The sequence below is a fragment of the Tardiphaga sp. 841_E9_N1_2 genome, from assembly GCF_051811065.1.
Lineage (GTDB): Bacteria > Pseudomonadota > Alphaproteobacteria > Rhizobiales > Xanthobacteraceae > Tardiphaga > Tardiphaga robiniae.
Genome location: NZ_JBPWQC010000002.1, coordinates 1 through 25,174 on the forward strand (window position 1 = coordinate 1; position 25,174 = coordinate 25,174).

Consider the following 25,174-nt stretch of genomic DNA (forward strand, 5'->3'; position numbering starts at 1 on the left):
GGAGTCCATCGTCCCGGTGAAGTGCTGCAGGAACAGCAACGGTGTCGTTCCCTGCTTCTCCATTTTCCTGTACGCGTATTCTACGCCATCAGATGCAACGACGTAGAGGTTGGGGGTCGTTTCGAATTTGGAGTCCATGACGATTTCCTCGAGGTGAGTTAAACGCCATCCGGTGTCGTTCATTTTCACCCCGCTCGAAATCATACGGAGGGTTAGGTGCGTCCCTCATTGAGGGTAGTGCGTCATCGCTGACGCAGCGATGCGGGCCGAGCGGCGCCTAGCGTATTTTGAGGGATTCGATCGTGGCGCCAAAACGCACGTAGTCGTGGCGGAAGATTTTATCCGCGTCAGCGCTGCTGTCGCCTATCGGCTCGAAGCCGAGCTTCCTGAGTTGCTGGATGACCTCCGGGTCCCGCAGCGCCTTGACGAATTCCGCGTTAAGCCGATCGATGATCGGTTGCGGCGTCGCGGCCGGCACGAAAACGCCCTGCCATCCTTCCACAACGACATTCGGAAAGCGGGAAGCAATTGTCGGCACGCCTGCAAACAGCGTCATCGGCATTGCCGTCGTCACCGCCAGCGCGCGTAACGTGCCGTCCTTCACGAACGGCGCGACATTCGCCGGAACCTCCATCGCACAGGTCAAAAGGCCGGACCTGATATCGGGATAGGACTGGTTGAAACCGCGATAGGGAATGTGAACGATGTCGAGCCCCGCGGCTTGCTTCAACATCTCAAGCGCAAGATGCGGTGGCGAGCCGACCCCATAGGTCGAGCATGAAAATGTGCCGGGCTCAGACCGCGCTTTTGCCACGAAATCATCGAGCGTCGTGATCGGCGATTCTGAGCGGACGACGAGAACATAGGGAGAAAGCCCGACACGGGTCACCGCAACGAGATCTTTCGGCGGATCGAAACTCGTTGCCGCGAGGTGCGTGCTGCTGGTGATGGCCGAGGTTGTGAACAGCAAGGTGTAGCCGTCGGCATCCGCAGTAGCCACCGATTGCGCCGCTATGTTGCCGGAAGCGCCTGCCCTGTTCTCGACAACGACGGTTTCTCCCAGCCCGTCGCGCAACCGGTCTGCTAGGATGCGGGCCACGACATCGACCGATCCTCCCGCCGGTAGGGCTACCACCAGACGGACGGGCCGATCGGCAAACTCAGCCTGCGCCGGCGGGAAGAAACAAAGAACCGACAGCAGGACAAACAGCGCGCGGCGCATCGACATTCGGCAACCAGACCCGTTGTTTGGCGGCTCTTGCGAGCGGTGACGTTTAAGGCCGGCGAAAACTGTTTTGCAAGTGCCGCGGTATATCGCGCGCAATTTACCGATGCCCAACCTGACGATGCACTACCTACCAAGGTATAGGCCGGCCTAGATCTGTGCGCGATGTCGCGGACTGGTTCCCCGGCGCATGGTCTGGAAGAGCCGGAATTCACGGCCGACGAAGTCACATACCGGGAGCGTGGCGATCATGACGCTGACCAGCATTCACCCAACCCGTCGCGACGTCGTGTCCGCCTCGTTGGCGCTCGCAAGCGCCCTGGCGCTGACGACACCGTCCTTCGCACAACTCACCGGCACCCCATCTTCCAAGAAAGGCAACCGCCCAATGACCACCGGCTTCGTGAAGACCTCCGACGGTACGCAGATATTTTTCAAAGACTGGGGGTCTGGTCAGCCGATTGTCTTCCATCATGGCTGGCCGCTGTCGTCAGATGACTGGGATGCGCAGATGCTGTTCTTTCTCGACAAGGGCTATCGCGTGATTGCGCATGACCGGCGCGGTCACGGGCGCTCCAGCCAGACGGATCACGGCAACGACATGGACACCTATGCCGCCGACGTCGCGGTTCTCGCCAAGGAGCTAGACCTGAAGGACGCCGTCCATGTCGGCCACTCGACCGGCGGCGGCGAAGTCGCCCGTTATGTGGCACGACACGGCAAAGGCCGGGTTGCCAAGGCGATCTTGGTCGGTGCCGTGCCGCCGATCATGGTGCAATCTGAGGCCAATCCCGGCGGCCTTCCGATGGACGTCTTCGATGGCTTCCGAAAGTCGCTGGCGCTCAATCGCGCGCAGTTCTTCCTCGATGTGGCGAGCGGCCCTTTCTACGGCTTCAATCGGCCGAATGCCGTGAAGTCCGAAGCGACGGTGCGCAACTGGTGGCGGCAGAGCATGGAAGGCGGCGCCAAGGCTCATTACGATTGCATCAAGGCGTTTTCGGAAACCGATTTCACATCGGACCTGAAAGCCATCGCTGTCCCCACATTCTTCATGCATGGCGAGGACGATCAGATTGTCCCGATCGAGGATTCCGCACGGCTTGCGGTCCAACTGGTCAACGACGCCAGGCTGAAGACCTATCCGGGTTTCCCGCACGGCATGTGCACTACGCATCCGCAGACGATCAATGCCGACATGCTGGCGTTCATACAGGGGCGCATATAGCGCACCGCTGACGAGGCACACGCGAGAAGGCAGATCGGCAATCCAGCGAACTGGTCTCCTTCGAGCGGCTGCCATCTTAGCGCTGCTAAACGAGCTGCGCTTCCTCGAGCAGCCAATCCCGAAATGCCATCACGCTGTCATCGGCTTCTGCCGAAGGTGGATAGACCACATAATGGGACAGCGGCAGCTTGTAACGAAGGCTGGAGAGTTGCACCAGCCGACCGCTATTCAGGTCTGGCGCCGCAACCGAGGCCCTGATGAGGGCAATGCCCTGCCCCGCGCATGCTGCATCCATCAGCAGATTGGCATCGATGAATGACGTTCCCAGAAGGCGGCGATCGACCTTCACCCCGGCGGCACGAAACCACAGCGACCACGGGATATTGCGGTCGAGCAGCAGCGGCAGACCGGGAAAATCGGACGGCTTCTTCGGCAACTTGCCGCCATTGAACATCGGACTGCAGACCGGAAACACGTCTTCATCGAACAGTTTTTTGGACCGCGCGCCTTTCCAGTGTCCGTTGCCGAGGCGTATCGCGAGGTCGATGCCATCGGTCTTGAAATTGGCGAGTGTGCGGTTGCCCGTCACGTTGACGAAGATCCGCGGGTAGATCGCATTGAAGCGCGGCAATCTTGGCACAAGCCAGCGCGACGCCATCACCGGCAGCAGGCTGACATTGATCTCGCTGTCCGTCGCTACAGATGAGAGACCGCGCATCGACGTTACGAGCTGCGACAGGGCCTGACTCACCGTCGCGTGCAGCCTGACGCCGCTCGGCGTCAGCGCCATCCGGTTTCCCCTGCGCTGGAACAGTTGCACATTGAGATGGGTCTCGAGCTGGGCGATGCGTTGGCTGACGGCGCCATGGGTGACGCCCAGTTCTGCTGCCGCGCGTGAGTAGCTACCGACCCTTCCGGCAACCTCAAAGACGCGCAGCGTTTCAAGCGGTGGAAGCCGGAACATCCATGGCTGTTAAAATCCCTAACACTGGCTGTCAAATAATTTTATTCGCCCCATACGCCCGGATCGGGTAGTGATCGCATGAATTTTGCATCGTATCAGCTGTCTGTCGGCTGGGATGAATTTGCGCGCTTTCAGTCTGTCATGATGGAAAAGACGGAAATTACGGGATCCCGGATCTTCAAGTTCGGACCGTTCCAGTTGCGGCCGGCTACCCGTATTTTGGAAGAGGCGGGTCAAAGGGTTGTCGTGGGCGATCGCGCCTTCGACATCCTGTGCGTCCTGGTTCAGAACAACAATGACGTCTTCACGGTCGCCGATCTCAAACAGGCGGTCTGGAAGAATGTTCACGTCGAAGATGGCGTCATCCGGGTTCACATCTCCGCGCTGCGCAAGATCCTCGGCAATGAATTTATTAAGAATATCGTCGGGCGCGGCTACCAATTCTCTGGCGAGATCGCAGCCCAGGGCGGCAGGACATCCAGTCCGGACATCTTCTATCGCGACAAGCTCAGCAAGCCGCCGAACTATCCCCTTCGCCTGATCGGACGCGATCAGGTCGTCGAGCAGGTTCTCGAACGACTGCATGACAAGCGCTTCGTCACGATCGCCGGCCCCGGCGGCGTCGGCAAGACCACGTTGTCGTTGGTCGTCAGCCGGCATCTCAGCGCCAAGTTCGACGAGGCAATCTGCTTCGTTGATCTGTCGCCGCTTAGCGACGCATCGTTGGTCACCAGCACGATCGCATCCAGTCTCGGTCTTTCGGTGTCGTCAGACGATCCGACCACAAATCTGCTGAAGTTCGTGCGCGACAAGACGCTGCTGCTCGTGATCGACAATTGCGAGCATGTCATTGAAGGCACCGCGCCGATCGTCGAGCAGATCCATGCTGCCGCACCGGATGTGCATATCCTGGCGACCAGCCGCGAACCGCTGCGCGTGGCGGGAGAGCACCTGCTGCGCGTCGGTCCGCTAGACGCCCCCCGCATCGATGAACAGGCGACGGTCGCGGACATTGCGCGTTTCTCGGCGATGGAACTATTCGTCGAGCGCGCAGCGGCTGCCGGTTCCGCTGCGCCTCTGCAAGACGGAGACGCCGCACTGATCGGTGACATCTGCCGCAAACTCGACGGTCTTCCGCTGGCGATCGAACTGGCGGCGGCGCGCTGCGACACCTACGGTTTGCCGGAATTGCATGCCGTGCTGGATGATCGTGTGAAGATGCTCTGGAAGGGTCGGCGCACCGCACCGACGCGACACCAGACGCTCGATGCCCTGATCGACTGGAGTTTTACGCTGCTGGGTCCGGACGAACGATCGGTCCTGTCTGCCATATCGAGCTTTCAGGGTGCTTTCCGGATTCGCGCCGCGCAGGCCGTGGCCGCCCCGCTTTGCGGCGAAAATTGTGATTTCCGCGAGGTGTTTCAATACCTCGTCACTAGTTCGCTGGTCACGGTCGACAATACGGGCACCGAGCCGCGCTATCGCCTACTCGACGCGACCCGCGCCTACGCTGCGCTCAAGCTTGAAGGCGCACCGTTTCGGTACAAGACCAAGCAGCGCTATCTCGACTACCTCCTCAGGGCCGTGGAGGAAGCCGATAGCGCCTGGCGCAATCAGTCGGCCGATGCATGGATCAAGGCGCACGGCGCCTATGTCTATGATGTGCGGTCCGCACTCGCCTTCGCATTTTCCGACGCCGCCTCCGAGGAGGACAAGCTTACCGGCATTCGTCTGGTCGCGCGTTCATCGACGATCTGGTTTCAGCTATCGCTGACCAGCGAATATCTGAAGCGCCTGCAGACCGCCCTGGCGGCGCTCGACAAGCGAAACGAGGTTTTGCATCCGGAACGCATGTCAATCTGCATTTCGCTCGGCTATGTAACTTGGCACACGACCGGCCGCCCGTCCGAGATGATCCGCTATTTCAGCGAGGCGTCGGACATTGCGGAACGGCTGCAGGATACGCCCAGCCGCCTGCTCGCGCTGTGGGGTCTATGGCGCGCGACCAGCATCGCTGGCGACGAGTCCAAGGCGCTCGCGATCGCCGACCTGCACGCGGCACTGGTCGACCCGGTCGCCAATCCGCATGACTATCTGACCAACCTGCGGATGAAGGCACTTTCGCTGCACTGGCTTGGCGAGCAGCGAAAGGCGAGCGCTATCACGCAGGAGATGCAAGCCAGGCAGCCCGCTATTGCGAGCGGCTGGCCAGGCATCCTGCTCGACGCCAAGGTGACCAGCGACTCGCTGATGAGCCGCGTTTACTGGCTGCACGGAAAGCCGAACCTCGCGCTGCAGGCAGCGGAAGATGCCGCCGATTATGCGCTCGAGAAGAAGCATATCCTGTCTTACTGCTACAGTCTGGTGACAGGCATCTGCCCTGTCTCAATGTGGATCGGCGACTTCGAAGGGGCGCGCTATTATGCCGAGAGGCTGATCGCCCTTGCATCGAGCTATGGCTACTCGCATTGGGGCAGCTTCGGCACGCATTATCTCCGCGCCCTCGATCATCTGTCGGGGAACCTGACGAACGTTCCGCAGCCCGATCGCCAGGCGCATCGAAACCCGTTCATCAGTGAATTGCTGCTGACGGTCTGCCCGGACGCCCTGTCTGCTGACGACTTCGCACAGCTCGAGGGCAATGATGCGCGGTGGTATGCGCCTGAACTGCTCAGACTCCAGGCCGAACGGCTCGCCGACGTGGCCGGACGTGAAGCGCTTCTGGACCGTTCGCTCTCGCTTGCCCGTCATCAGGGCGCACTGAGCTGGGAATTGCGAACAACGGTGAGCAAGGCTCGCTTGTGGGCCAGCGCAGATCGTTCCGTTGACGCGCGCGAGATGCTATCGGATGTGATGTCGCGCTTCGACGAAGGATTTGAGACCCGCGATCTCGTCGAAGCGAACGACTTTCTGGAGCAGCTCTGACGGCTCAGGCTGTCTTCGGTCCAGCGGGTGTGGCGCTTGGGAGCAGTCGCCCCTGTACCAGCAACATCAGAGTTCCGATTACGATGATGCCCAGCAGCAGATTGACGATCACGAAGACGCCTTCCGCCAGAGTTGTAAACATGTGCGACCCGCCACGCTCGGCAAATCGCATCGTGTCATAGGACAGCGCCGTCAAGCCGAAGGTGAAGGCCCAGTAGCCCGGCGTAAAGGACTGCTGGATGAGCCAGGGCAGCAGACGCGCAAGGATCAGGGCCTGCATCAGACCGTAGCCCAGCAGCCCTTTTGCGAGCAGATCCGGCTCGCCGGATGTCAGCGCCAGATAGGCGGAGCATGCGACCACCGGCGGCGCGAGCTGGATGCCGAGCGTCGGCCGCAGTGCCGGGGCCATCGGCGCTTGCGTGTAGAGCCGATGCATCAGCACGGATTCCAGCGCGAACCAGGCCAGGACGCCGGCACCGAAGAACATGGCGGCGATATCCGGCAGATGAAACGCCGAGGCAAGATTGGCCGACACCAGATTTCCCGCCACCGTGGGCAGATAGAGAACCGCAGTCGTCGTGGTCTGATCGCGCCCGCCTGTCCAGAGCACGCCTGTGCGATAGACCGCAAATGTGACCTGCCCCGCGGCGCCGATGGTGCCGATGATTGCGCCAGCCAATGAACCATAGGGAATCAGTAGGATGCCAACGAGCATTGTCGACACCGGCATCAACCCGATGAAGCAGCATTGCACGGGATGCTCGAATTCCATGACAGCGTCGCTGGTGCGATAGCTCCATTTCCCGATGTAGAGCAGGCTCAACACCGCCCACACGGCAACAGTTATCCAGATGATCGTCTCGCCGATCATCGCAGGCAGCCCCCACAGCCGGGCCGCCACACGCCAGCAGCCGCCAAGGCCGGCAAGTCCGAGCACCATGCCGAAATAGCTTGCCGGGACGTTCAAAATTGTGGGCATTTTCATCTCCTCGAAGATTTGAGAAATTTGCTGAGTTCTGTGCTCATCGTGTCTGGTAGCCCACGCGGCCGATCAGTGCGGGAAGCGCGATCACGCCGAAGGCGGCCATGCCGACCGACACGGCGATGAAATTTGCGCGCAAACCGGCCCCCGTCACGATCAGGACATAGCCGCCGAGAATGGCGACGCCGGCTCGGACGAGCGCGCCGAGCACGGACAAGGTCATGCGGCCGGTGGCCTGTCCCGTGCAGTAGAGAACATAGCCCATGCCGAAAAAGCCGAAGAACGGACCGACGATGCGCAGATAACTGCTACCCACGGCCACAACCTGTGGATCGCCGCTGAACACGCTGATCCAGGTTTCCGGAAAGAGCGCAGCCGATACACCGACAATCTCGGCGATACCAAAAGCGATGAGTATACCGAGCCAAGAGGCCTTTACGGCACGGTCGATATAGCCGGCACCGAGATTGGTGCTCACGATGATGCCCACCGGACCACCGATTCCGTAGGAAAGAGGAATCAGCAGGAATTCGAGGCGTGAGCCTGCGCCATAGCCGGCAAGCGCCTGCACGCCATGAAGGCCGACATAGGCGGTGACGATGGCGAGGGTCAGATTGGTCGTGCTGCCAACGATCGCCGACATGCCGCCGATCCGCAGCACTTTGAGTGCGGGCGCCAGCGACAACCGCGGTGGGCTATGGTCGGGCCGCAGGACGCCGCGGTGCGACCATAAATACCAAGCGTATGCGAGACTGCCAAATGCATAATAAAGCAGCATGGCGATCGCACCACCCGACGGACCAACGCCGGAAAAACCCAGTCCGCCATAAATCAGGAGCAGTGAGACTGGAACTGTGATGACCGCGCCTACACACACAACCATCACCGGCACGAACAGATTGCCGGTGCCGCGCACGCAGGCCATCAGCAGATTGAACGACCAGATCAGTCCGGCGCCCCCGAAGATAATCGTAGAATAAGCGCTCGCGATCTCGAGCTGCTCGCCTTTGGCACCCATCGAAGCGTAAAACCATCCACCGAAGGCAATCATCAGGGCGGTCGTCAACGCACCGAAGACCACGCTGAGTGCCAAGGCATACCAGGCGAAATTGCTGGCGGCTTTGACCTCGCCACGTCCGAGACAGCGCGCGATCGAGGTGACGATGCCACCGCCGACGGCTCCTTGCGACACGCCGACGATCAGCGAGACTAACGGAAAGACTTGAGAAACACCCGCCAGCGCCTCGACGCCGAGGCGCGACACGAAGAAAATCTCGAGCAAACCGATCATCACCTGCACCGCAATGACAACGGTATTGGGAATGGCGAGACGAATGATGTTGGACATCAGCGACTCCTCCAGTAGCCGTCGTGTACGCGGGTTCAATTCCGCGGCTTTGCTGACACTCTCGTCAGTCATGTTCCCCCCACAGCGCCTCGTCGTTGATGACGCAGCGAGGATGGCCTGTCTTGGATGGCTTTCCACCTATACAGGCGTATGGGACACCCGCTGCCGTTTACAGGCGCGCGTGTCAGCTCACTGATATCTCACCGCTTTTTCGTCATGTGTGCGCCGTTAAGCCGATTTAACAACTCTGAACTCGTGTTTTCCGGCGCATCCCCCGACATTGACGACGGGCCGGTGATCGTACCGGCGTCATGACGAGGACTTGATGATGATCTGCTTGAGTGAAGACAATCTGCGGGGGCTCGTCCATGTCGTGGACGATGACGTGACGCTCGCCGACGGACTTTCTAACCAGCTGAAGTCATCGGGCTTCGACGTACAAAACCATCGATCGCCCGCAGCCTTTGTTCAGGCGCGGCGCGAAGCCGAGGCCTGCTGCCTCCTTCTCAGCATCGAATTTCCGACCGCGAACGGCTTGGACTTCCAGGAGATCCTGCCGGCCGTTGGCATTCATCTGCCGGTCATCCTGATGACCCAGCATCCCGACATCAACTGGTCCATCCGCGGCATGAAAGCCGGCGCGGTCGATTTCCTGCTGAAGCCGCTGCATGAGGCGGAGGTGTTGTCGTCCGTCAGGACGGCTTTGCAGAAGGACAGGGAACGGCATGCGGAAGATGCACGCCGCCGTAAGGCCGACGCCAAGCTTGCCAGGCTGACTGCACGCGAGCGCCAGGTGATGGGGCATGTCGTGCGCGGCCTGATGAACAAGCAGATCGCGGGGGTCCTGGGGCTGAGCGAAATCACCGTGAAGCTGCATCGCGGCAGCATGATGCGGAAGATGGCGGTGCGGAATGTGCCCGATCTGGTCCGCGCGGTCGAATTCAGCGGCGCGTCCGTACTCGCTCACTGAACCAAGCCAATTTTGTGTTATTCCGAGAAAGGGCCGTGCAATGATGCACTCCGACCTAACAATGCCGCGCGATGCGGCCCAGAGCGAGATCGACGATGTGGAATCCTCCATCGTCGATCTGACCATGCTGCCAGCGTTGATGGACATCCCGATCACATCGGGCCCGGATGTGATGGACTGCCGCGTCGGCGCTGTCATTCACGACTTCAACAATTCGTTGCAGGCGATCGTCAGCGTATTGAATCTTTTGCAGTGCCGGATCAGCCCGGGCAGCATCAAGGACTTCGATCACCTGATGGACATCGCGCTGACGTCGACCGACAAGGCTCATTTGCGGGTGCGCGAACTGGCATCTTGCATGAAAGAGCGCGCCTCATCGGCACGGCCAACGGTCATCGATGACGTCGTCAGATCGCTGCAGCCGCTGCTGGTCGCTACCATAGGCGATGATATCGCGGTCAATCTGCGCCTCGCAGCCCATGGCAAAAAGGTGCTTTGCGAGGCCCGGGACATCGAAAACGTTCTGGTCAATCTTGTAAACAATGCGCGCGATGCCATGCCCGCCGGCGGAGCACTCCTGATAGAGACCGTGGTCGTACCACCCGGTGAGGAGCGCTCCTACAGCTTCGTCGGCCTGCAGGTGGCCGACACCGGTATGGGCATGTCACCGGATGCAATCGAATATGCCTGTCGAGCGTATTATTCCACCAAGGGTCCTGCCAAAGGGTCGGGCCTTGGCCTCTGGTCGGTGAAGGATTTCACCGATCGCCACGGCGGCCAGCTTTCCATTCGCAGCTCGGAGGGCCTGGGAACGGCTGTTCAGATCCTGCTGCCGGTCGCATGAATAGGCCGCCGTTCCAGATTCGGGAAGACGGCCTCGCTACGTTGCGAATAATATAAGATCAGGCTGCAGCGGCAGTCTTCTGGCCAAGCACCCGACATTCGCCGTTCGAATGTTATGGAATTCTGACGATTGATACGGGTCCCTCTCCCGCCCTGCTCAGTCCTCGTCCTGCCACCTGCGCAGATTCGTCTGGTCATGATAGGCCATGCGGTCCGGCGTGGTGATGAATTCGATCGTCGTGCCCCATGGCATGCGGCAGTAGCAGACCTTGTTTCCTGAGCCTTTCTCGGTGACATAAGGAATAGCGCGCGGCGCGGTCAGCGGAGTGCCTCCGGCCTTTGCGAAGCGCTCGACCGAAGCGTCGATGTCGTCGGTGTAGACACCGAAATGGGTAATGCCGAAGTCGCTCGCCCGGACCGGCTGGGCTTGTTCAGGGCCGTGCATTTCGAACAGCTCGATGTCCGGTCCGGTTCCGATCTTGACCATCGCCTGCGCTCGCACGACCGTTCCGGGAAAGGCGCCAGTGGCCCGCTCGAATTCGGATCCCTGCCGCGGCGGATCCTGCGGCCCGAAGGACTGGTAGATCACCTGGCCGCCGAAAGCTTCCAACAGGAACGACTTTGCTGCTTCGATGTCGGGCACCGTGATGCCGATGTGATTGACCCCGCGGATGACGGGTGTGGTCATGACACTCTCCTTTGTTGTTGACTTGATCGGCACGCGCCCCCGATAGCGGGGGGCGCCAGCTTCAATGGGCCTTGAGGAACTCGATCAGGGCAGCTGCGACTTCGTCCGGGCGCTCGTCCGCGACATAGTGGCTGCACCGCGCGATCGAGCCGCCGGTCACATGGACAGCGAACTCCTTGAGCATCGGCACCATCTGCGCGCCGAACCTGTGGTCTCCGCCGAGGCCAAGCACCGGTATCTCGAGCGGCTGCTTCTTGTATTCGAGCGCGGCCGCATGGTCGGCGGCGAAGGCGCGGTACCACTCCATGCCGCCGCGGGTGCGGCCGGGAAGCGCCATCGCTTTCGCATAGATCTCGACGTCAACCGGATTGAAGGTGCTGTGATCGTAGAAGCGCTCAGCCATGAAGGCCGACACATAATCATATTCGCGGCCATAGATCAGGCGTTCGGGCAGATCCCGATTCATATGGAAGCTGAAGTGCCAGAGCCCGGCGGCCGTCGCCTCCCAACCCGTCCAGCCGGGAAGCGGAACGTCGAGCACGGCCAGGTGAGTGACAGCCTCCCGATAGATGGCGGCCTGGGGCAACGCGACCATTCCGCCGATGTCATGCCCGCAGACGGCGTAGCGTTCATGGCCGAGAGCAACCATGACGTCATGCGCGTCGCGCGCCATCGTCGCCTTGTCGTAGCCGTCGAGCGGGCAGTCGGAAAAGCCCGCGCCGCGCAGATCCATGGCCACCACACTGAAATGCTCGGCCAGTCCCGGCATCACATGGTGCCATTCCCACCACGTTTCCGGCCAGCCGTGCAGCAGGAGGATCGGCGGGCCCGAGCCTCCCGTGACAGCGTTGATCTTGATGCCATTCACCGGCACCAGTTGCTGGGTGAACCCTTGCAAAGTTGCGATCATGATCGCTTTCCTGTCAGGTGTTGACGTTCAAACGGAGCTCGTCGCCAGCGCTCATGGCCGATCGAAATCGGTGGCGATTGTGAGGTCGCGCCAAGCGTCGATATCGCTGCGGAACGCGGCCAGCTTTCGCTCGGCGATTGTGTGCGCGACCGGGCCGAGCGGAAGATGCAGCGGGGCGTCGTCGGCGTCGACTGCCTTCAGGATCATCGCGACAGCCTTGTCGGGATCGCCGGCCTGACTGCCGTCGTTGGTCTCGCGATAGTGCCTGCGTGAGCTCGCGGCGTATTCCGGCATCTCGCCGGCCGCTATCGTGATCGAACGACCAAGGAAGTCGGTGCGAAACGGTCCGGGTTCGACGATCAGCACACGAATGCCGAACGGCTTCAGCTCGTCGGCCAGCGCTTCGGATATCCCTTCCACGGCGAACTTGGCAGCGTTGTAATAACCACCACCGCCGCCGCCCGCGATGCCCGCGCCGGACGACATATTGACGATCGTTCCGCCCGAGCGTCGCAGGATCGGCAGGGCGGCTCGGGTTGTTTCGATCAGACCGAAGACGTTCACCTCGAACATCGGCCGATATTCCTCGGGCGTGCCCTCCTCGATCGCGCCGTACAGTCCGTAGCCGGCATTGTTCACGAGCACGTCAAACGCGCCGAAGGTCTCGACCGCCTTTGCGACCGCGGCCCTGGCGGCCGTCGCATCGGTCACGTCGAGTGGCAAGGTAATCATGCGGTCGCCGAACGGCTTGGCCATCTCCTCGATGGTCTGGGCATTGCGGGCCGTCGCGATCACTCGGTCGCCGCGCCGGGCTGCAGCGAGCGCGAGCCGCTGACCGAAGCCGCTTGAGCAGCCTGTGATGAGCCAGGTTTTCATTACTTCTTCTCCGAGTTGTTTTCAGATGTCGCCGCGCGGCCGCCGCCGCGAACCGTCATATCGGCCATGATCGACCAGTCCTTCTCGCCAAGGCCCGCCGAGACGGCTTTGCTGAGGCCCTCGCGGACGGCGTCCAGCATCGGCAGCGTGCGTCCGATCTCGTTGCAGGCCTCCGTCGCCAGGCGCATATCCTTGAGCGCGAGCCCGGCTTTGAAACCCGGCTCGTAAGATCGTTCGGTGATCTGCGCGCTGTAGCTCTCATAGGCGCGGCCCGAGAACAGGGTGCCCAGGATGAGTTTGAAGAAGTCCGCACGGTCTAGGCCCGCACTCTCGGTCAGCACGACGCCCTCGGCCATTGCCTGGATCGCCATGCCGATCATCATGTTGCAGGCGAGCTTTGCCGTATTCGCCCGAGCGGGGCTCTCTCCGAGCTTCCAGACCTTTTTGCTGAGCGGTGCGAGCAGCGGCTCGATCGCGGCCATTGCATTGCTCTTGCCCGCCGCCAGGATGTTTAACTGACCAAGCGTCGCGACGCTCGGTCGGCCGAGCACCGGCGCGGATACATAGCCAAGGCCCGCTTCGTCGTGCAGGTCGTCCAGCTCTCGCGCGAAAGCGACCGAGATCGTCGATGTGACGACATGGGTCAGGCCTGGCCGCGCGCTGGCCAGCAGACCGGCGTCCAGGATCACCTCCCGAATGGCCGCATCGTCGGACAGCATCGTGAACACTGCGTCAGCTGCGAAAGCGTTCGCCGCGTGTTTGACCAGAGTGACCCCGCGAACGCTGTCCTGAATGACGCTGCTTCGGTTCCAGGCCAATACGTCATGGCCGGCCTTCACCAGGTTCAGGGCCATTGCCGAGCCCATACTGCCAAGACCGATAAATCCGACCTGCATCTTCTATCTCCTTTTGCTCAGATGGGTGCTGGGCTCAGAACCCGACGCCGCTGCCGCGTTTCCCAAGGCCGTTGCGACGAAAGCTCTGCTGTCGATGCCGCGCTTATGAGCTCAGCGCCCGGCCGCCCTGAACCACGACGACACGGCTTCCGATCTTGACCCGGCTATAGAGATCGACGATGTCCTGGTTGATCAATCGAATGCATCCACTTGAAACGGCGTTGCCGATGGTCTCCGGCTCGGTCGTTCCATGGATACGGAACATCGTGTCCCGGTCGCCCTGATAGAGGTACAGCGCACGGGGGCCGAGGGGATTGCCGAGGCCGCCCGCCAGCCCGCTGGCGAGATGGCGATACCGCGCCGGCTCCCGATCCATCATGTTCTGCGTTGGTCGCCAATGCGGCCACTCGGCCTTCCGCTTGATGGTCGCAGCGCCCGCAAAGGCGAGTCCCTCCTTGCCCACTCCAATGCCGTAGCGCATGGCCTTCCCGTCACCCTCCACCAGGTAGAGGTGACGAGCAGCCGTATTCACGACGATCGTTCCGGCCGGCTCATCCGTCGGATAGTCCACGCGTTGCCGCAACATGGCTGCATCAATGCCGGATGTATCGACTTCCGGTATGGTGTGAATTCCGTCGATGAGCTTGGCGTAGGCGGCAGGCGTTGTGTTGATCTCCTTCTCCGCCAAGCTGCTACTGCGGCTGGCGCAACCCGCCAGTAAGACTGTGATTACAGCGATCCCTGAGAGGCGCGCGAAGTGCCTTGCCTTTATGATCATCATACCAATTCCAAACATGCGCGCCGTTGCGTCGAACATTGAAGCTCCTGAGGTCGCCTGACCTTCGATCTATCCGCAATAAGGACCGTTCGGTTCCAAATTGCAGTTTAAAGAATTGTCTCCATCAGGAGATCGATATTTTTCAGCATGTCGTCGCGACGCGATCCGACTTTTCCAAGAATCCTCATGCCTTGAGCATGGGAGACGATGAAATGCGCCATGACCCCGGCATCGCAATGCTTCCGGATCTCGCCGGCAGCTTGCCCCTTCGCGATCGTCGCTGCGAACAGGTCCTGAAGCCTAGTGAAAAGACGCTTGATCAGGTCTGCGATGTCTGGATCTCCCGGCAACATCTCAGCGGCAGTCAGGACTGCGAAGCATCCGCGAACACCTTTGCTTCCAGAAGACAAATCCGCGTACCGTATGAGAGCGTTGCGGACTGCCGCCTTCGGCGAAGGATCCGATCGAAGAACCTCCTGGACGTTCCGCACGCCGTCATCGGTATAGAGTTTGAGCGCGCGCAGGAAGACAGACTTCTTATCGCCAAAAGCCTTGTAGAAGCTGCCCTTCGAAAGCTTCATTCCCGCAAGAAGGTCGGGCAACGAGGCATCGTAATAGCCACGATCCCAGAAGACCTGCATTGCTCGCCTCACCGCCTCGTTGAGATCGAACTCACGGGGGCGGCCGACAGGTAGTTGAGAATTGGTAGCCATCATGCAAGCAATATAGACCGAGTGGTTCCGAAACGCAATAGAGAGCGATGTAATTGGGCTAGCCTAGGATGTTATGTTGCTAAACGCACTTTTTTGCTCGAAACGCGACTTATTACTCTTGGGACGCCGGTCGGCTTTGCCGTCATCAAAAGTGGTGATCTCGTCGTCCGTCGGCGCGACGTCATTCACATCGGAATCAAGTTCAACGTGAATCCCCCGCTTCGCTCAGCATTTTGACAGTTGCTAGATAGAACGGCGAGATTGGGCGTTTCAACGTTGCGCATCCAGGGATCCACCATGACAGCGATAGAGACCATGCCGGACTACGACCGCTTGCTTCGCGACAATCTCGAACGCGTTTTCAACGAGCGCGATGCGGCTCGGCGTGACGCTGCCATCGCCGAACTGTTCGTAGCCGATCCCGTGATGTACGAGCCGACCGGCGTCGTGCAAGGCCGCAGCAACATCTCGGACGTCGCTGGCAAGCTGCTGGCTCAGTTCGGTCCAGATTTCTCTTTTGTGCCCGATGGCCCTGCCGTTGGCCATCACGGCCTCGCCGTGTTGCGCTGGCACGCCGGGCCGAAGGACGGTCCTATCGCGGTCACCGGCGCCGACGCGGCGGAGATCGAGGCTGGTCGGATCGTTCGCCTCTGGGTGCTGCTCAACCCGCCGGCGTGACAGCTCTTGGCCGCAGGGGCGGACCTGCGTCGCCATCGGAGCGGCGCTGGGCGGTGCCGTGATCCGCGCTCGGCTCAGTTACCCGCCGCTGGGCATTCGCCAAACGGAGGTTATGGATCATCTCGAATGTTGGCCACTATATCGCTCAGACGTCCACCATCTCATCACGCATACCACCCAAAGGGCAAATGAGCTTTCGAACCACGCGAGCGTAGCAAGCGACATACCATTTTAGTCAGAGTGCGAACCTTGTTGAAGATCGACACACGAAATGCCTGGCGAAGTTGGGTCGTGCGGCCCATCGTCTTTGGGCTGCCGTTACCTATCGTCGCCGCGTGGTGCGATCTGCAGCCTTCTTGGAAGCTAATGGCATGGTCGTTTTTCTGCATAGCTTGGTATGGATGGACAGACCGCATCGGTGCGAGACCAAACGATGATCGACAGCAGCCCAAGCCACCAGCCACCCTCTAAACGAGGGCTCAGATTACCGAAGAGGCCAAAAGCAGCCGTCCTGATTAAGGACTGACAACGCTGGCTGGAAGTCCGATGATATCACCGGGTGATTGGGCAATATAATCGTCATTGTCGGTGAGCCATTAATTGGCGCGGAGCAAAAAAGGCTGGTTATCCGGCCGCAGTTCGTCAGAAGGCCAGCCTCCACTCGCAGATGCCAGAGTCCCGGATCCCTTACTTCAAGGGAGAAATGACACCGACAATGAAACGTTCGAACTCCCGATCCGGGAAGTAGTTTGGCAAGATTTGATCGGCCAACCATGTCCAAAGGTTCGAATGAAGCAGAATATCCGTAGCATTTTGCCAGAAGTTCTTATCAAAATGTCCCCGGCCTACACCGATTGGCTCAACGTAAGCCCGGATGGGGATGTTGGTGTGTGCAAACGCTGCGATCTTGATGCCGCGATCGAAGACTTCGACAAGCGAGCGATATGAACTCGCCTCTTGCCAGAAGCTCAGCTCGAGGTGGACATCGCGCCGCTCTTGGGACGGATCGTCAAGCGCGTCGTACTTTACTAAGGCCCCTCGTCGCATAACGGTAGCAAAAAGCTTTTCGATAATGAGGTCGCTGTAAAGATTCGTTTTTGCGTCGAGAAAATAAAAGCATCCGCACCCCTCGTCGCCTCCCAATTCCACCCGCGCCCTTGCCGGATGAACAAAGAATGCTCCCCAATTTGAATACTTGACGTCGACACTTCTCAACGGACCGGCATTGGCCAAGACTACTCGGCCGCGAATGTCGGACGATACTTCGGCGCGATATCCCGGGGAAGCGACAACGTCCGGCAGAGACGAATTCAAGCCGATCGGGACAGTCAACGCGATCGCTGTGAGAAATCTAACAAAGCGTGTCGTCGGTAGAAGCCAAGCTAACGCGAGCGCGAGCGCGACGACGATCAAGCTCGGCAGCGCTCCACCCACCAAAAGGAAAATGATGCCGCCGACGAAGTCGCTGGCAGAATGAAGCGAAAGGTAAAACAGCAGCGTCAGGCAGGAAGCCAGAACAAAAAGTCGGAAGGACGTGACTTTGGGGACTGTCATGTGACACGGAGGATTCTGATGTTGGGCACCTATGTATGCGCCGGACCTGAATGACGAAGAGCACAAACGGCTTCTTGAGAGGAGGCAATAACTCGTGCCCCATTCGCCCTTTTTTATATTACTGTCACGGCATCGTAGATGTCATGGAACTATTGGTGTCGCAGCCGTGGCTTCGGGTTCAAAGACGTCTCAAGTGCCGAGGAGTCTTGGATAGCGTGCTCGTGATCGCGCGGGATAACGCCGCCGCGGCCAATCTGGGCTTTGAGGCTTCGTTCTCGCTTATGGTGACCAATTCCGCTCCGGCGTCACCGAACAGACCGGCGCCTCCTAAAAGGACTGGAACTGACATCTGAACTTTGCTCAGTGCCGACAGTCTAGGGCGTAGACTCATAAGCGCGCAGTCAAAACCGAATGGCTGCGAGCTTTATGAAGGCGAGGTAATTTGCGGCGAGTTTGTCATATCGGGTGGCGACGCGCCGGCATTGCTTTATCCTATTGAAGAAACGCTCCACCAAATTGCCTGCCCGATACAAATATGGGCTAAAACAGATTGGGTCTCTGCGATTTCGCTTCGGAGGAATGTTGGCCCACGCACCTCGGTCACCGGCGAATGCCCTAATCCAGTCTGCATCGTACCCTCGATCAGGCGACAACATCGCGCCTGATTTTAGATCAGACAGCAGCTCGGTAACGAGCCGATTGTCGTGGGCTTCACCGGTCGTCAGTTCAAGGCGAACCGGCATTCCGTTGCTATCGACGCCGACATGCTTGCCACCCCCGATACTCGCCCGCATGAACCGAACCGCAGGACCGGGCCACTAAGGCACAGCAGTTTGGCCGGTTTTCATTGCCATCGCTTTCGGCTGTGGCACGGTTCGGACGTCATCTTGGCGGATTGGAATCGACGATGCCCCTTCTCGACTTGCTCTACCTCGTTGTCGTCGTGCCGCTATTGCCGCTGCTGGCCGGCGCCGGCCTGTTCATGCTGACCCGTTCCCACTTGATCGCGACGGGCCTTTCCGCCCTCGGCTTCGGCGCTTGGGGATGCTTGTACTTCTCTCGCTTGTCATTAAACGGCCCTTTGTCGGGCGCGCTCTACGGATTGGGAGTCGACGGCGTCACCAACGGGTTAGTGGCGTTGGCCGGCAGCGGCTACGTGCACCTGATCGGAGCGGAGGCGCGACGCCTCGGCACGGAGCGGACGGCAATCGTTCACGCCGTCGGCATCGCCTTCGCAGCAACAGCATTTGTTCTGCTCTTTGTGACGCATGGCTCAGACAAGGTCGGGATCGGGCTCTATCTCTTAATGCTCGCGTGGTCGCTCGGGGCCGTGGCTGCAACCGGCAGCTTCGGCGGTGTCGTCGCCACGATGGCGTTGGTGATGGTCGCCATGGTGCATGGCATCTGGGGCGCCGCAATCGCCAGTGGTGTCCGCGACGCCGGCCAAGCCTATATCGCGATCTTCACTGTGCCGCTGTTGCTGGCGCCTGTTCTCGCGATCGCCGCCTTTGGCAGATGGCTCGGCGGCCTCCGAGTGCGGGGAAGCCATAGGCGACCAGGATAGGTGGGCCGCGCGGACGCTCTAGCTTTGCTGCTACACCCGGTGTTCGCCGTTCGAATGTTATGGAACGCCCACAACGTGAATTCGCATCTCCGCCGGAGAGGGATCCAGCCGTCACAACACAAAGCCCCAGCAGCCAAAGCTGGCGACGCGCTTCTTTAGTACACCAAACAGTCCTTCAGAAGCTGACCCTGATCTGCGCTGACCCGCCGATGCGGTTGGCGTTGGCGGAAAGTTCTCCGTCAAGGTTGAGGCCGAGCCTGATGTGTTCGCTGAGGCGGGCGCTAATGCCGGCGGCGATAAGCGCGCTGTTGCGGTCGGTGACCGCTCCCGTGGCGCTGAAGGCGGCGGAGGGCAGCCCTGCTAGGCTCGCTGTTAGGTCGCCCTCGCGCTGCAAGTGATATGCCCAGGCCGCGCGGACATAACCGGTGGCGAGAACGCCGCCGAAGAGGCCGTCGGTGTCGAGCTGTAGGCCGAACTCGCTGCGTGCCGCGGTCTCACTACGCCTGCTCAAGGCGAGCGCCCCCGCGCTGGCACCCGTCCAGTTCGCCTCGACAGTCGCCGGGTTGCGGATATGCGTCGCCTGCAGTGCGGCCAGGGGCGAGAGGCTGAGTCCGTTCCAGGTCAAGGCAGCGGCGCTCGCCTGCAGGCGTCCGCTCCAGGCCGTGGTCGCGTAGGATGAGGACAAGGTCGAGCCCAGCGCCGGAATGCCCCGGCTGATGTCGTTGTCGAGGCTTGCATACCCCCCGGCGGCGCCGAGTTTGACTGGGCCGAGCTGCATCGTGCCGTAGATGCCGGCCTGGAAGACATCGGCATCGACCTTGCCAACGCTCCCCGGCAGCAAGGCGCGGGCCTTGCCGCCGGCGATGGCGAGGCCGGCGATCGTGTCCGGCGTCAATCGCATATCGATGCCCGTGGCAAGATGCGTATCGTCGATGGCGCGTTGCGCCGAACCGATCGCCGCGTCGCCGTTGGTGCGGCCATGGGAACCGAAGACCGAGGCCCAAACCGAATAACCGGATGCATCGAGCTGCGACGCGACGCCCGTTTTCTCGGTGCCTCTGTGGACCAGCCCCGAGAAGGTCGCAGATCCCGTGCCTGCCGCACTGGCACCAAGTCGTCCGGCCGCCATCGGATCGAGCATCGCGCGCAGGAATTGGTCGGCTGCCACATTGGCCATAGCCGGGGCGGCGGTGTGGATCTCTCCGGAAAGCTGGTTGATCGCAGCTGGGATCGCCGCAGCCGGCAGGTTGTAGATCGCGAACAGCAGGGAGGGATCGCCCCCAGCCGCGACGGCTGTGTCGATCGCCGTGGCCACCGAATAGGCATTGGCCGGTGCGAAGCCAGCGGAATTGGGAGCGCCAACAGTCGGCGTCAACTGCTTGGGAGCCAGTGTCAGTTGGACGTCGGTCGCGGTATAGCCCATTGCCATAGCGACGCCGGCGCCGAAGGTGCCGGTCACATCGACGGGGCTGAACGTGCCGGTGCGGCCACCAGCCGCCGAAAGCAGCGTATAGGGCCGGTTGAAAACGTAGGTGCCGCCGAGCGGAATGATCTTGAGCGTGCCAGCGAGCGTGGCCGTGCCGGTGACGTTGACCCTATCCGAGACCGCGCCCTGTATCTCCGCCTCGTAGACTGAGCCTGCACCGAGCGTCAGATTGCCGTTCACGGTCAAAGTTCCCGGCGAATTGCCTGGCGCCAGGATGCCGCCATTGATGACTGTCGTGGGGAGCGCGCCGGAGCCGCCAAGCCGAGCCCCTGCCGCCACCGTCACGCTTGACGATGACGCGATCGACCCGTTCACGATCAGCTTCCCCTCATTCACGAGGGTCGGGCCGGTGTAGACGCTATTGCCTTCCAATATCAGGGTGCCCGAAGTCTCCTTGACCAGAGACAGACGGCCAACCCCATCCTCCAGATATCCCTTGAAAGAGCCAGCCCCCACGCTGAGCGATGCGGCACTGGCGACATTGTTGCTGATACGGCCTGCGGTCCCCTGCAGATAAGGCAACCGCAAGTCGAAGCCGCCGACATTCAGTGTTCCGCCGGCCATGTTCAGGCCGCCCGTGCCGAGCGCGTCTGCGGCCGCCAGCGTGACCGAACCTTCTGCGATGGTCGTGCCGCCTGAATATGAGTTCGCGGCGCTCAAAAGCAGCGATCCCGGGCCGGCCTTGGTTAGAGCGCCCGTGCCGCTGATCACGCCGGATTGCAGCAACGTGTGTGTCGAATCCGCGACCTCGATCGTGCCGCCTCCGGCCGCCAAGATTATAGTGCGGGCAAGAACCGGCAATCCCGTTCCGGTCACGCGGAGGGCCCCACCGTCGAAGCTCAGGCCCGCGACACCGGCACCCAGACTGCCATTTGATGCAACCGACAATGTGCCACCATTAATGGACCATGGCGTGGCATTCGAGGTCGTGCCAACAAGAGTCCAGGTTGAGGCACCCAGCTTTTCGAACGACGCGAAGCCGCGATATTGCCCGGATGCGCTAACTTGTGAGATGTCGAATGAAGCGTTATTCGTCCCGCCGAGGGCGAGCGTTCCGCTGGCGCCTGCACCGGTATCGACCACAACATTGCCGGTGATCGCGGAATAGGTCCCGCCAGCAGGCGCGGCTTGCAGTTCAAGCCGGTTCACGCCGCCGCTGAACAATATCGCATTGGCTCGCGGGCCGGCGCCCACATCCGCCAAACCGCCACTTATCGACCCGGCATTGGTGACCGACAGATCCGAACCTGAAATGCCGATCCCGCCCAAGCCAGCGGCGCCCGTCGTCGCAGTGTTATAAATGGATCCGCCTGCACCGCCGTTGCCACCCAAAATAGTCCCGCTGTTGAAGATGGTGTTGCCCGATCCGTGGATGGCATCTCCGCCCGTTCCTCCGGAACCGGCGGGCGCGTCATATGAGCTGCCGCCTCTTCCGCCCGCACCGCCAATAATCGTGCCGGCGGAATTGATGACCTGGCCGGAGCCCAGCGCCCCGACTCCCCCTGCTCCTCCATCCCCACCAGTGATCGTGGACCCCTGTTGAGCCCCTCCCCAACTACCGCCGATCCCTCCCGCTCCACCCGCGAGGGTGCCAGACAACAGTTCGAGACGTGAGCCCGCGGCGGTGAAGCCGACGCCTGCGCCTCCGCCGCCTCCAAACCCGCCGCCGATATGCGTCACTGCGTTGAGCGACGCCGGACCAAATCCATTACCCCCGGCCCCACCGCCAATCGCACCCGATGTTCCGACATCGACCACGATCGCGCCTGCTCCAGTGGTGAGAATGCCGTAACCGCCCGCGCCGCCACCGCCACCGCCAGCCTCTAAGGCCAATCCGCCGCGGCCGCCGGTGCCTCCGACGAAGGTGCTGTTGACATTCACAGGCCCGCCGGCGGTGACCAGGCCGCTGCCGCCGCCACCACCGCCGCTGCCGCTCTGACCCGGGCCCGCGGAACTGTTGCTGTTTCCGCCATTACCACCGTTGCTGAAGTGCCCGTCCACGCCAGCCGCACCGCCGGCTGAGCCGGAGGATGAGATGCCGCCTGCTTGGCCGGGCCCGCCGCCTCCGCCGCCGCCACCTCCGGCCCCGCCGCTGCCTGGACCTCCAGCCATAAAGGGCCCGCCGCCTGCACCGCCCGGCTGGGCGCCGCTGCCAAATCCGCCATTGCCTCCGGACTGGGCAGCAGCGAGGTGAGGCGCAATCAGAACAAGGAGAACAACGGGGTGAGCAATTCCGCGCAGGAGCGAACGTCGCACGTTCCTTGTAATGAAACGGGAGCTCTGCACGAACCGAGATTTGTCAACGATCTTCATCGGGGCCATTTTTGCCCGGTAGCATCAGGCGAGGCGGCGATCATGTTGATTAAGTCAACGTTCATGGGGCCGGACTCGGGAGTATAGAAAAGCGTTAGTAGTACGACTCGCGTAAACCGAGGGAAGCCGCGTTGGATTAACCGGTTCTCGTACAGATGCCGGAAACGGCGAAGTCCAAACTTTGCATGTATCGCGCCATGAACAACGGTTTCGAGCCAGCTTGTAACTCCGGGCGCCTGCATCCCGCGGTGGCTGCTTATGCGGAATGGCCAGTGTGGTCCCGAGCGGGAGACCTGCTCCGCTCGGCGTCATTCCGCCCGGCTTTGCATGCTTACTGTAGGGCAATGATGCAGCCGCCGGAGATGGCTTGGCCGGCGGATAAGTTCTTCGGGCAGAAGCTGCGTTATCTCGTTTCCTACGCCTTGATCGGTCAAGATGCCCGCTGGCGGAGGAGCGGAGGAGAGCTGGCGACGCTTTCCTCCCTTCAACGGGCGGCGCATGCGAGCGCCCGGCAAGTATCTAATCTCGTCGCATCGTTGAAGCTGGGCGGATATGTCGTCGCAATTCGCTGTTCTCACGATCGGCGCGTGGTGCGGCTGCAGCCTACGATGACGCTACTGCTGGAAATTGCTCGCTCTCCGCTGGCGTTTCTGGAAGCCTCCGAGCGCATTGATCCACCGCCACGACCGCTCGCCACACAACTACGCGTCGAAAGCGCCATGCTGGGCGACTGGCTCGGCTATTCCTACGATCTGTTCGTCCAGCAAGACCTCTACTTTTCCCCTTTCGGGAATATTGTTCGGCTGACTGAGCAAGATTGCGGCTACCCGGTTCTCTCGGCCGTGCTGAGCGCGCATTATGGCGGCGGCGTTGATAAGGCTGATCCTGTGCTGCTTTCCTACGGCGCACTGGCAGAGCGCTTCCGTCTCTCACGCCAGCATATCGGCAATATCTTCAATGAGGCAGAGAGACGCGGCTGCTTTGCAGTTGATCCCGGCGGCCGCGCAGTGACGGTGATGCCCGATTTTCTGTGGGAGTTCGAAACCTGGGCTGCAGGTCAGATCGCCTTGTATCGATTAATCGCAAACCAGGTCAGCCAAGGTCGATGCGGCCAGGCGATTGATGCTTTTCACCGTAGTGCGCCACAAGCTGGCCTTGGCGCGTTGCCCCGAAGCGGACGCTAGCGGCACCCTATTCGTCCCCCATTGGGGGAAGCGACCTCCACTGGTCCGGCTAAAGTCTCGTTGCTCTCCCGCTCTGGTTGCGCTTGATTGATTAATTCGAGGGAGAATCAAAAAATGCCGATCTACAAGTTACAGCCGGTCAAGGACTCGTTGAATAATGACAGCTGGGCAGCGACATCTCTGAAAGAAGAATGTTGGATCGACGCAGAAACCGAAGAATTGGCTCGCGTGCTGATAGAGGGCGATACGAAACAGATGGTGGATGTGAAGCCTGGCGAACCGATGAACATATACTCGCCGTGGAGAGATCCGTCATTGACAAACTGCGCCATCGATAATGACGCAACATTCGTCGAAGAAGCGCGCGTTATCTTTCTAGCCGGCGGAAAGCGGTACCGCGACTGATGCTAGCCTTCATTGAGAAAAACTGGGCCATCTTCACGGCCAATCCGCTGCCGTTCATTCTTCTCGCGGCCTTCGTTGCGGGCGGCATCTGGACCTTGGCGTCGGTTTACTATTCCGGCCAGGTGACCACTGCGAAGGGAGAAGCAACGCTCGCCAGAGAGCAGCGCGATGACTTCAAGAACAAGCTCGCGGTTTCGACACCCGACGAAGCAAAATCTAAAGTCGATCGCCTGCAGGGCGAACTTGTGGGATTGAACCGGATCATCTCGGTTACCATAGGCTATGGATGGAAGCCGCTAACTGACCAACAGATCACCGACCTGAGCAATCGTCTCGCGCCGCTGCAAAAGCATCGAGTGCAGGTCATGTATGGCAATCAGCTTGGGAAGGACCTTGCTCAGTCATTTTATCGGGCATTTCAAAAGGCAGGCTGGGAAGGAGCAACTTTTTCTGACGGAGGCGGCGCCCACCTTGGCATCATAGCGGGCGCCGGGACCGGCAAAGCCGGACTTGTTAAGCAGGCCATCGAAGCGAGCACTCCATACAAGATAGAACTGGATAAGCCGACCGTGCCCGAATGGGGCGACCTAATTTACCTTTTCGTGGGCACGAACCCAGACAATGCTGATCGCTGAATAAAAACGACA

General features: G+C 60.8%; 21 protein-coding genes and 1 pseudogene. 9 read left to right on the forward strand and 13 right to left on the reverse strand.

Annotated elements, in window-relative coordinates; genetic code table 11:
- Positions 1-277: 277 nt before the first annotated feature.
- Positions 278-1,228 (reverse strand): Bug family tripartite tricarboxylate transporter substrate binding protein, encoded by a 951-nt coding sequence (locus AB8A50_RS30005; protein WP_439080067.1) that lies wholly within the window; start codon positions 1,226-1,228, stop codon positions 278-280.
- Between the two features lie 385 nt (positions 1,229-1,613).
- Between AB8A50_RS30005 and AB8A50_RS30010 the strand changes: the two genes are divergently transcribed.
- The gene (locus tag AB8A50_RS30010; RefSeq protein ID WP_439080096.1) at positions 1,614-2,450 is read left to right on the forward strand and encodes an alpha/beta fold hydrolase; all 837 of its coding nucleotides are present in this window, start codon (positions 1,614-1,616) and stop codon (positions 2,448-2,450) included.
- 85 nt (positions 2,451-2,535) lie between these two features.
- Here the strand turns inward: AB8A50_RS30010 and AB8A50_RS30015 are convergent, their stop codons facing one another.
- Entirely contained in the window at positions 2,536-3,414 is an 879-nt protein-coding gene (locus tag AB8A50_RS30015; RefSeq protein ID WP_439080068.1) for a LysR substrate-binding domain-containing protein, read from the reverse strand.
- A 78-nt stretch (positions 3,415-3,492) separates the two neighbouring features.
- On the opposite strand from AB8A50_RS30015, the gene AB8A50_RS30020 reads away from it, so the two are divergent.
- Positions 3,493-6,339, forward strand: a complete 2,847-nt coding sequence (locus AB8A50_RS30020; protein WP_439080069.1) for a winged helix-turn-helix domain-containing protein — start codon at positions 3,493-3,495, stop codon at positions 6,337-6,339.
- Positions 6,340-6,343: 4 nt separating this feature from the next.
- Here AB8A50_RS30020 and tehA read toward each other — a convergent pair whose 3' ends face one another.
- Positions 6,344-7,318 carry a dicarboxylate transporter/tellurite-resistance protein TehA gene (gene tehA, locus AB8A50_RS30025; RefSeq protein ID WP_439080070.1) on the reverse strand — a complete coding sequence of 325 codons (975 nt, stop codon included), beginning with the start codon at positions 7,316-7,318 and terminating at the stop codon, positions 6,344-6,346.
- A 43-nt stretch (positions 7,319-7,361) separates the two neighbouring features.
- Positions 7,362-8,669, reverse strand: a complete 1,308-nt coding sequence (locus AB8A50_RS30030; RefSeq protein WP_439080071.1) for an MATE family efflux transporter — start codon at positions 8,667-8,669, stop codon at positions 7,362-7,364.
- A gap of 328 nt (positions 8,670-8,997) precedes the next feature.
- Between AB8A50_RS30030 and AB8A50_RS30035 the strand changes: the two genes are divergently transcribed.
- A complete protein-coding gene (locus AB8A50_RS30035; protein WP_439080072.1) occupies positions 8,998-9,639 on the forward strand; it encodes a response regulator transcription factor in 642 nt (213 codons plus the stop codon).
- Positions 9,640-9,700: 61 nt separating this feature from the next.
- Entirely contained in the window at positions 9,701-10,483 is a 783-nt protein-coding gene (locus AB8A50_RS30040) for a sensor histidine kinase (protein ID WP_439080073.1), read from the forward strand.
- 156 nt (positions 10,484-10,639) lie between these two features.
- On the opposite strand, the gene AB8A50_RS30045 is transcribed toward AB8A50_RS30040, so the two are convergent.
- The 6 genes from AB8A50_RS30045 to AB8A50_RS30070 form a co-directional block, all read right to left on the reverse strand.
- Entirely contained in the window at positions 10,640-11,170 is a 531-nt protein-coding gene (locus AB8A50_RS30045; protein ID WP_439080074.1) for a VOC family protein, read from the reverse strand.
- Positions 11,171-11,231: 61 nt separating this feature from the next.
- Positions 11,232-12,080 carry an alpha/beta fold hydrolase gene (locus tag AB8A50_RS30050; protein WP_439080075.1) on the reverse strand — a complete coding sequence of 283 codons (849 nt, stop codon included), beginning with the start codon at positions 12,078-12,080 and terminating at the stop codon, positions 11,232-11,234.
- A gap of 51 nt (positions 12,081-12,131) precedes the next feature.
- Positions 12,132-12,956 carry an oxidoreductase gene (locus AB8A50_RS30055; RefSeq protein WP_439080076.1) on the reverse strand — a complete coding sequence of 275 codons (825 nt, stop codon included), beginning with the start codon at positions 12,954-12,956 and terminating at the stop codon, positions 12,132-12,134.
- Entirely contained in the window at positions 12,956-13,852 is an 897-nt protein-coding gene (locus AB8A50_RS30060; protein ID WP_439080077.1) for an NAD(P)-dependent oxidoreductase, read from the reverse strand. The genes AB8A50_RS30055 and AB8A50_RS30060 overlap by 1 nt, the downstream gene beginning before the upstream one ends.
- Positions 13,853-13,955: 103 nt before the next feature.
- On the reverse strand, positions 13,956-14,630 hold the full coding sequence (locus AB8A50_RS30065; protein ID WP_439080097.1) for a L,D-transpeptidase: 675 nt from the start codon (positions 14,628-14,630) through the stop codon (positions 13,956-13,958).
- A gap of 107 nt (positions 14,631-14,737) precedes the next feature.
- Positions 14,738-15,271 carry a TetR/AcrR family transcriptional regulator gene (locus AB8A50_RS30070; RefSeq protein ID WP_439080078.1) on the reverse strand — a complete coding sequence of 178 codons (534 nt, stop codon included), beginning with the start codon at positions 15,269-15,271 and terminating at the stop codon, positions 14,738-14,740.
- Positions 15,272-15,640: 369 nt separating this feature from the next.
- Here AB8A50_RS30070 and AB8A50_RS30075 point away from each other — a divergent pair, with 369 nt between their 5' ends.
- Positions 15,641-16,021: a nuclear transport factor 2 family protein gene (locus tag AB8A50_RS30075; protein ID WP_439080079.1), complete on the forward strand. Its 381-nt coding sequence runs from the start codon at positions 15,641-15,643 to the stop codon at positions 16,019-16,021.
- Positions 16,022-16,708: 687 nt separating this feature from the next.
- On the opposite strand, the gene AB8A50_RS30080 is transcribed toward AB8A50_RS30075, so the two are convergent.
- Positions 16,709-17,575: a hypothetical protein gene (locus tag AB8A50_RS30080; RefSeq protein WP_439080080.1), complete on the reverse strand. Its 867-nt coding sequence runs from the start codon at positions 17,573-17,575 to the stop codon at positions 16,709-16,711.
- A 401-nt stretch (positions 17,576-17,976) separates the two neighbouring features.
- Positions 17,977-18,342 (reverse strand): annotated as a pseudogene (locus tag AB8A50_RS30085) (IS5 family transposase); the annotation flags it as partial.
- A gap of 140 nt (positions 18,343-18,482) precedes the next feature.
- Here AB8A50_RS30085 and AB8A50_RS30090 point away from each other — a divergent pair.
- Positions 18,483-19,139 carry a hypothetical protein gene (locus AB8A50_RS30090; RefSeq protein WP_439080081.1) on the forward strand — a complete coding sequence of 219 codons (657 nt, stop codon included), beginning with the start codon at positions 18,483-18,485 and terminating at the stop codon, positions 19,137-19,139.
- A gap of 175 nt (positions 19,140-19,314) precedes the next feature.
- Here AB8A50_RS30090 and AB8A50_RS30095 read toward each other — a convergent pair whose 3' ends face one another.
- The gene (locus tag AB8A50_RS30095) at positions 19,315-22,737 is read right to left on the reverse strand and encodes an autotransporter outer membrane beta-barrel domain-containing protein (RefSeq protein ID WP_439080082.1); all 3,423 of its coding nucleotides are present in this window, start codon (positions 22,735-22,737) and stop codon (positions 19,315-19,317) included.
- 398 nt (positions 22,738-23,135) lie between these two features.
- Between AB8A50_RS30095 and AB8A50_RS30100 the strand changes: the two genes are divergently transcribed.
- The 3 genes from AB8A50_RS30100 (at position 23,136) to AB8A50_RS30110 (ending at position 25,162) form a co-directional block, all read left to right on the forward strand.
- Entirely contained in the window at positions 23,136-24,122 is a 987-nt protein-coding gene (locus tag AB8A50_RS30100; RefSeq protein WP_439080083.1) for a MarR family transcriptional regulator, read from the forward strand.
- 114 nt (positions 24,123-24,236) lie between these two features.
- On the forward strand, positions 24,237-24,527 hold the full coding sequence (locus AB8A50_RS30105; protein ID WP_439080084.1) for a hypothetical protein: 291 nt from the start codon (positions 24,237-24,239) through the stop codon (positions 24,525-24,527).
- Positions 24,527-25,162, forward strand: coding sequence for a hypothetical protein (locus tag AB8A50_RS30110; RefSeq protein ID WP_439080085.1), 636 nt, complete (start codon positions 24,527-24,529; stop codon positions 25,160-25,162). Before AB8A50_RS30105 ends, AB8A50_RS30110 begins: the two co-directional genes overlap by 1 nt.
- Positions 25,163-25,174: the final 12 nt, after the last annotated feature.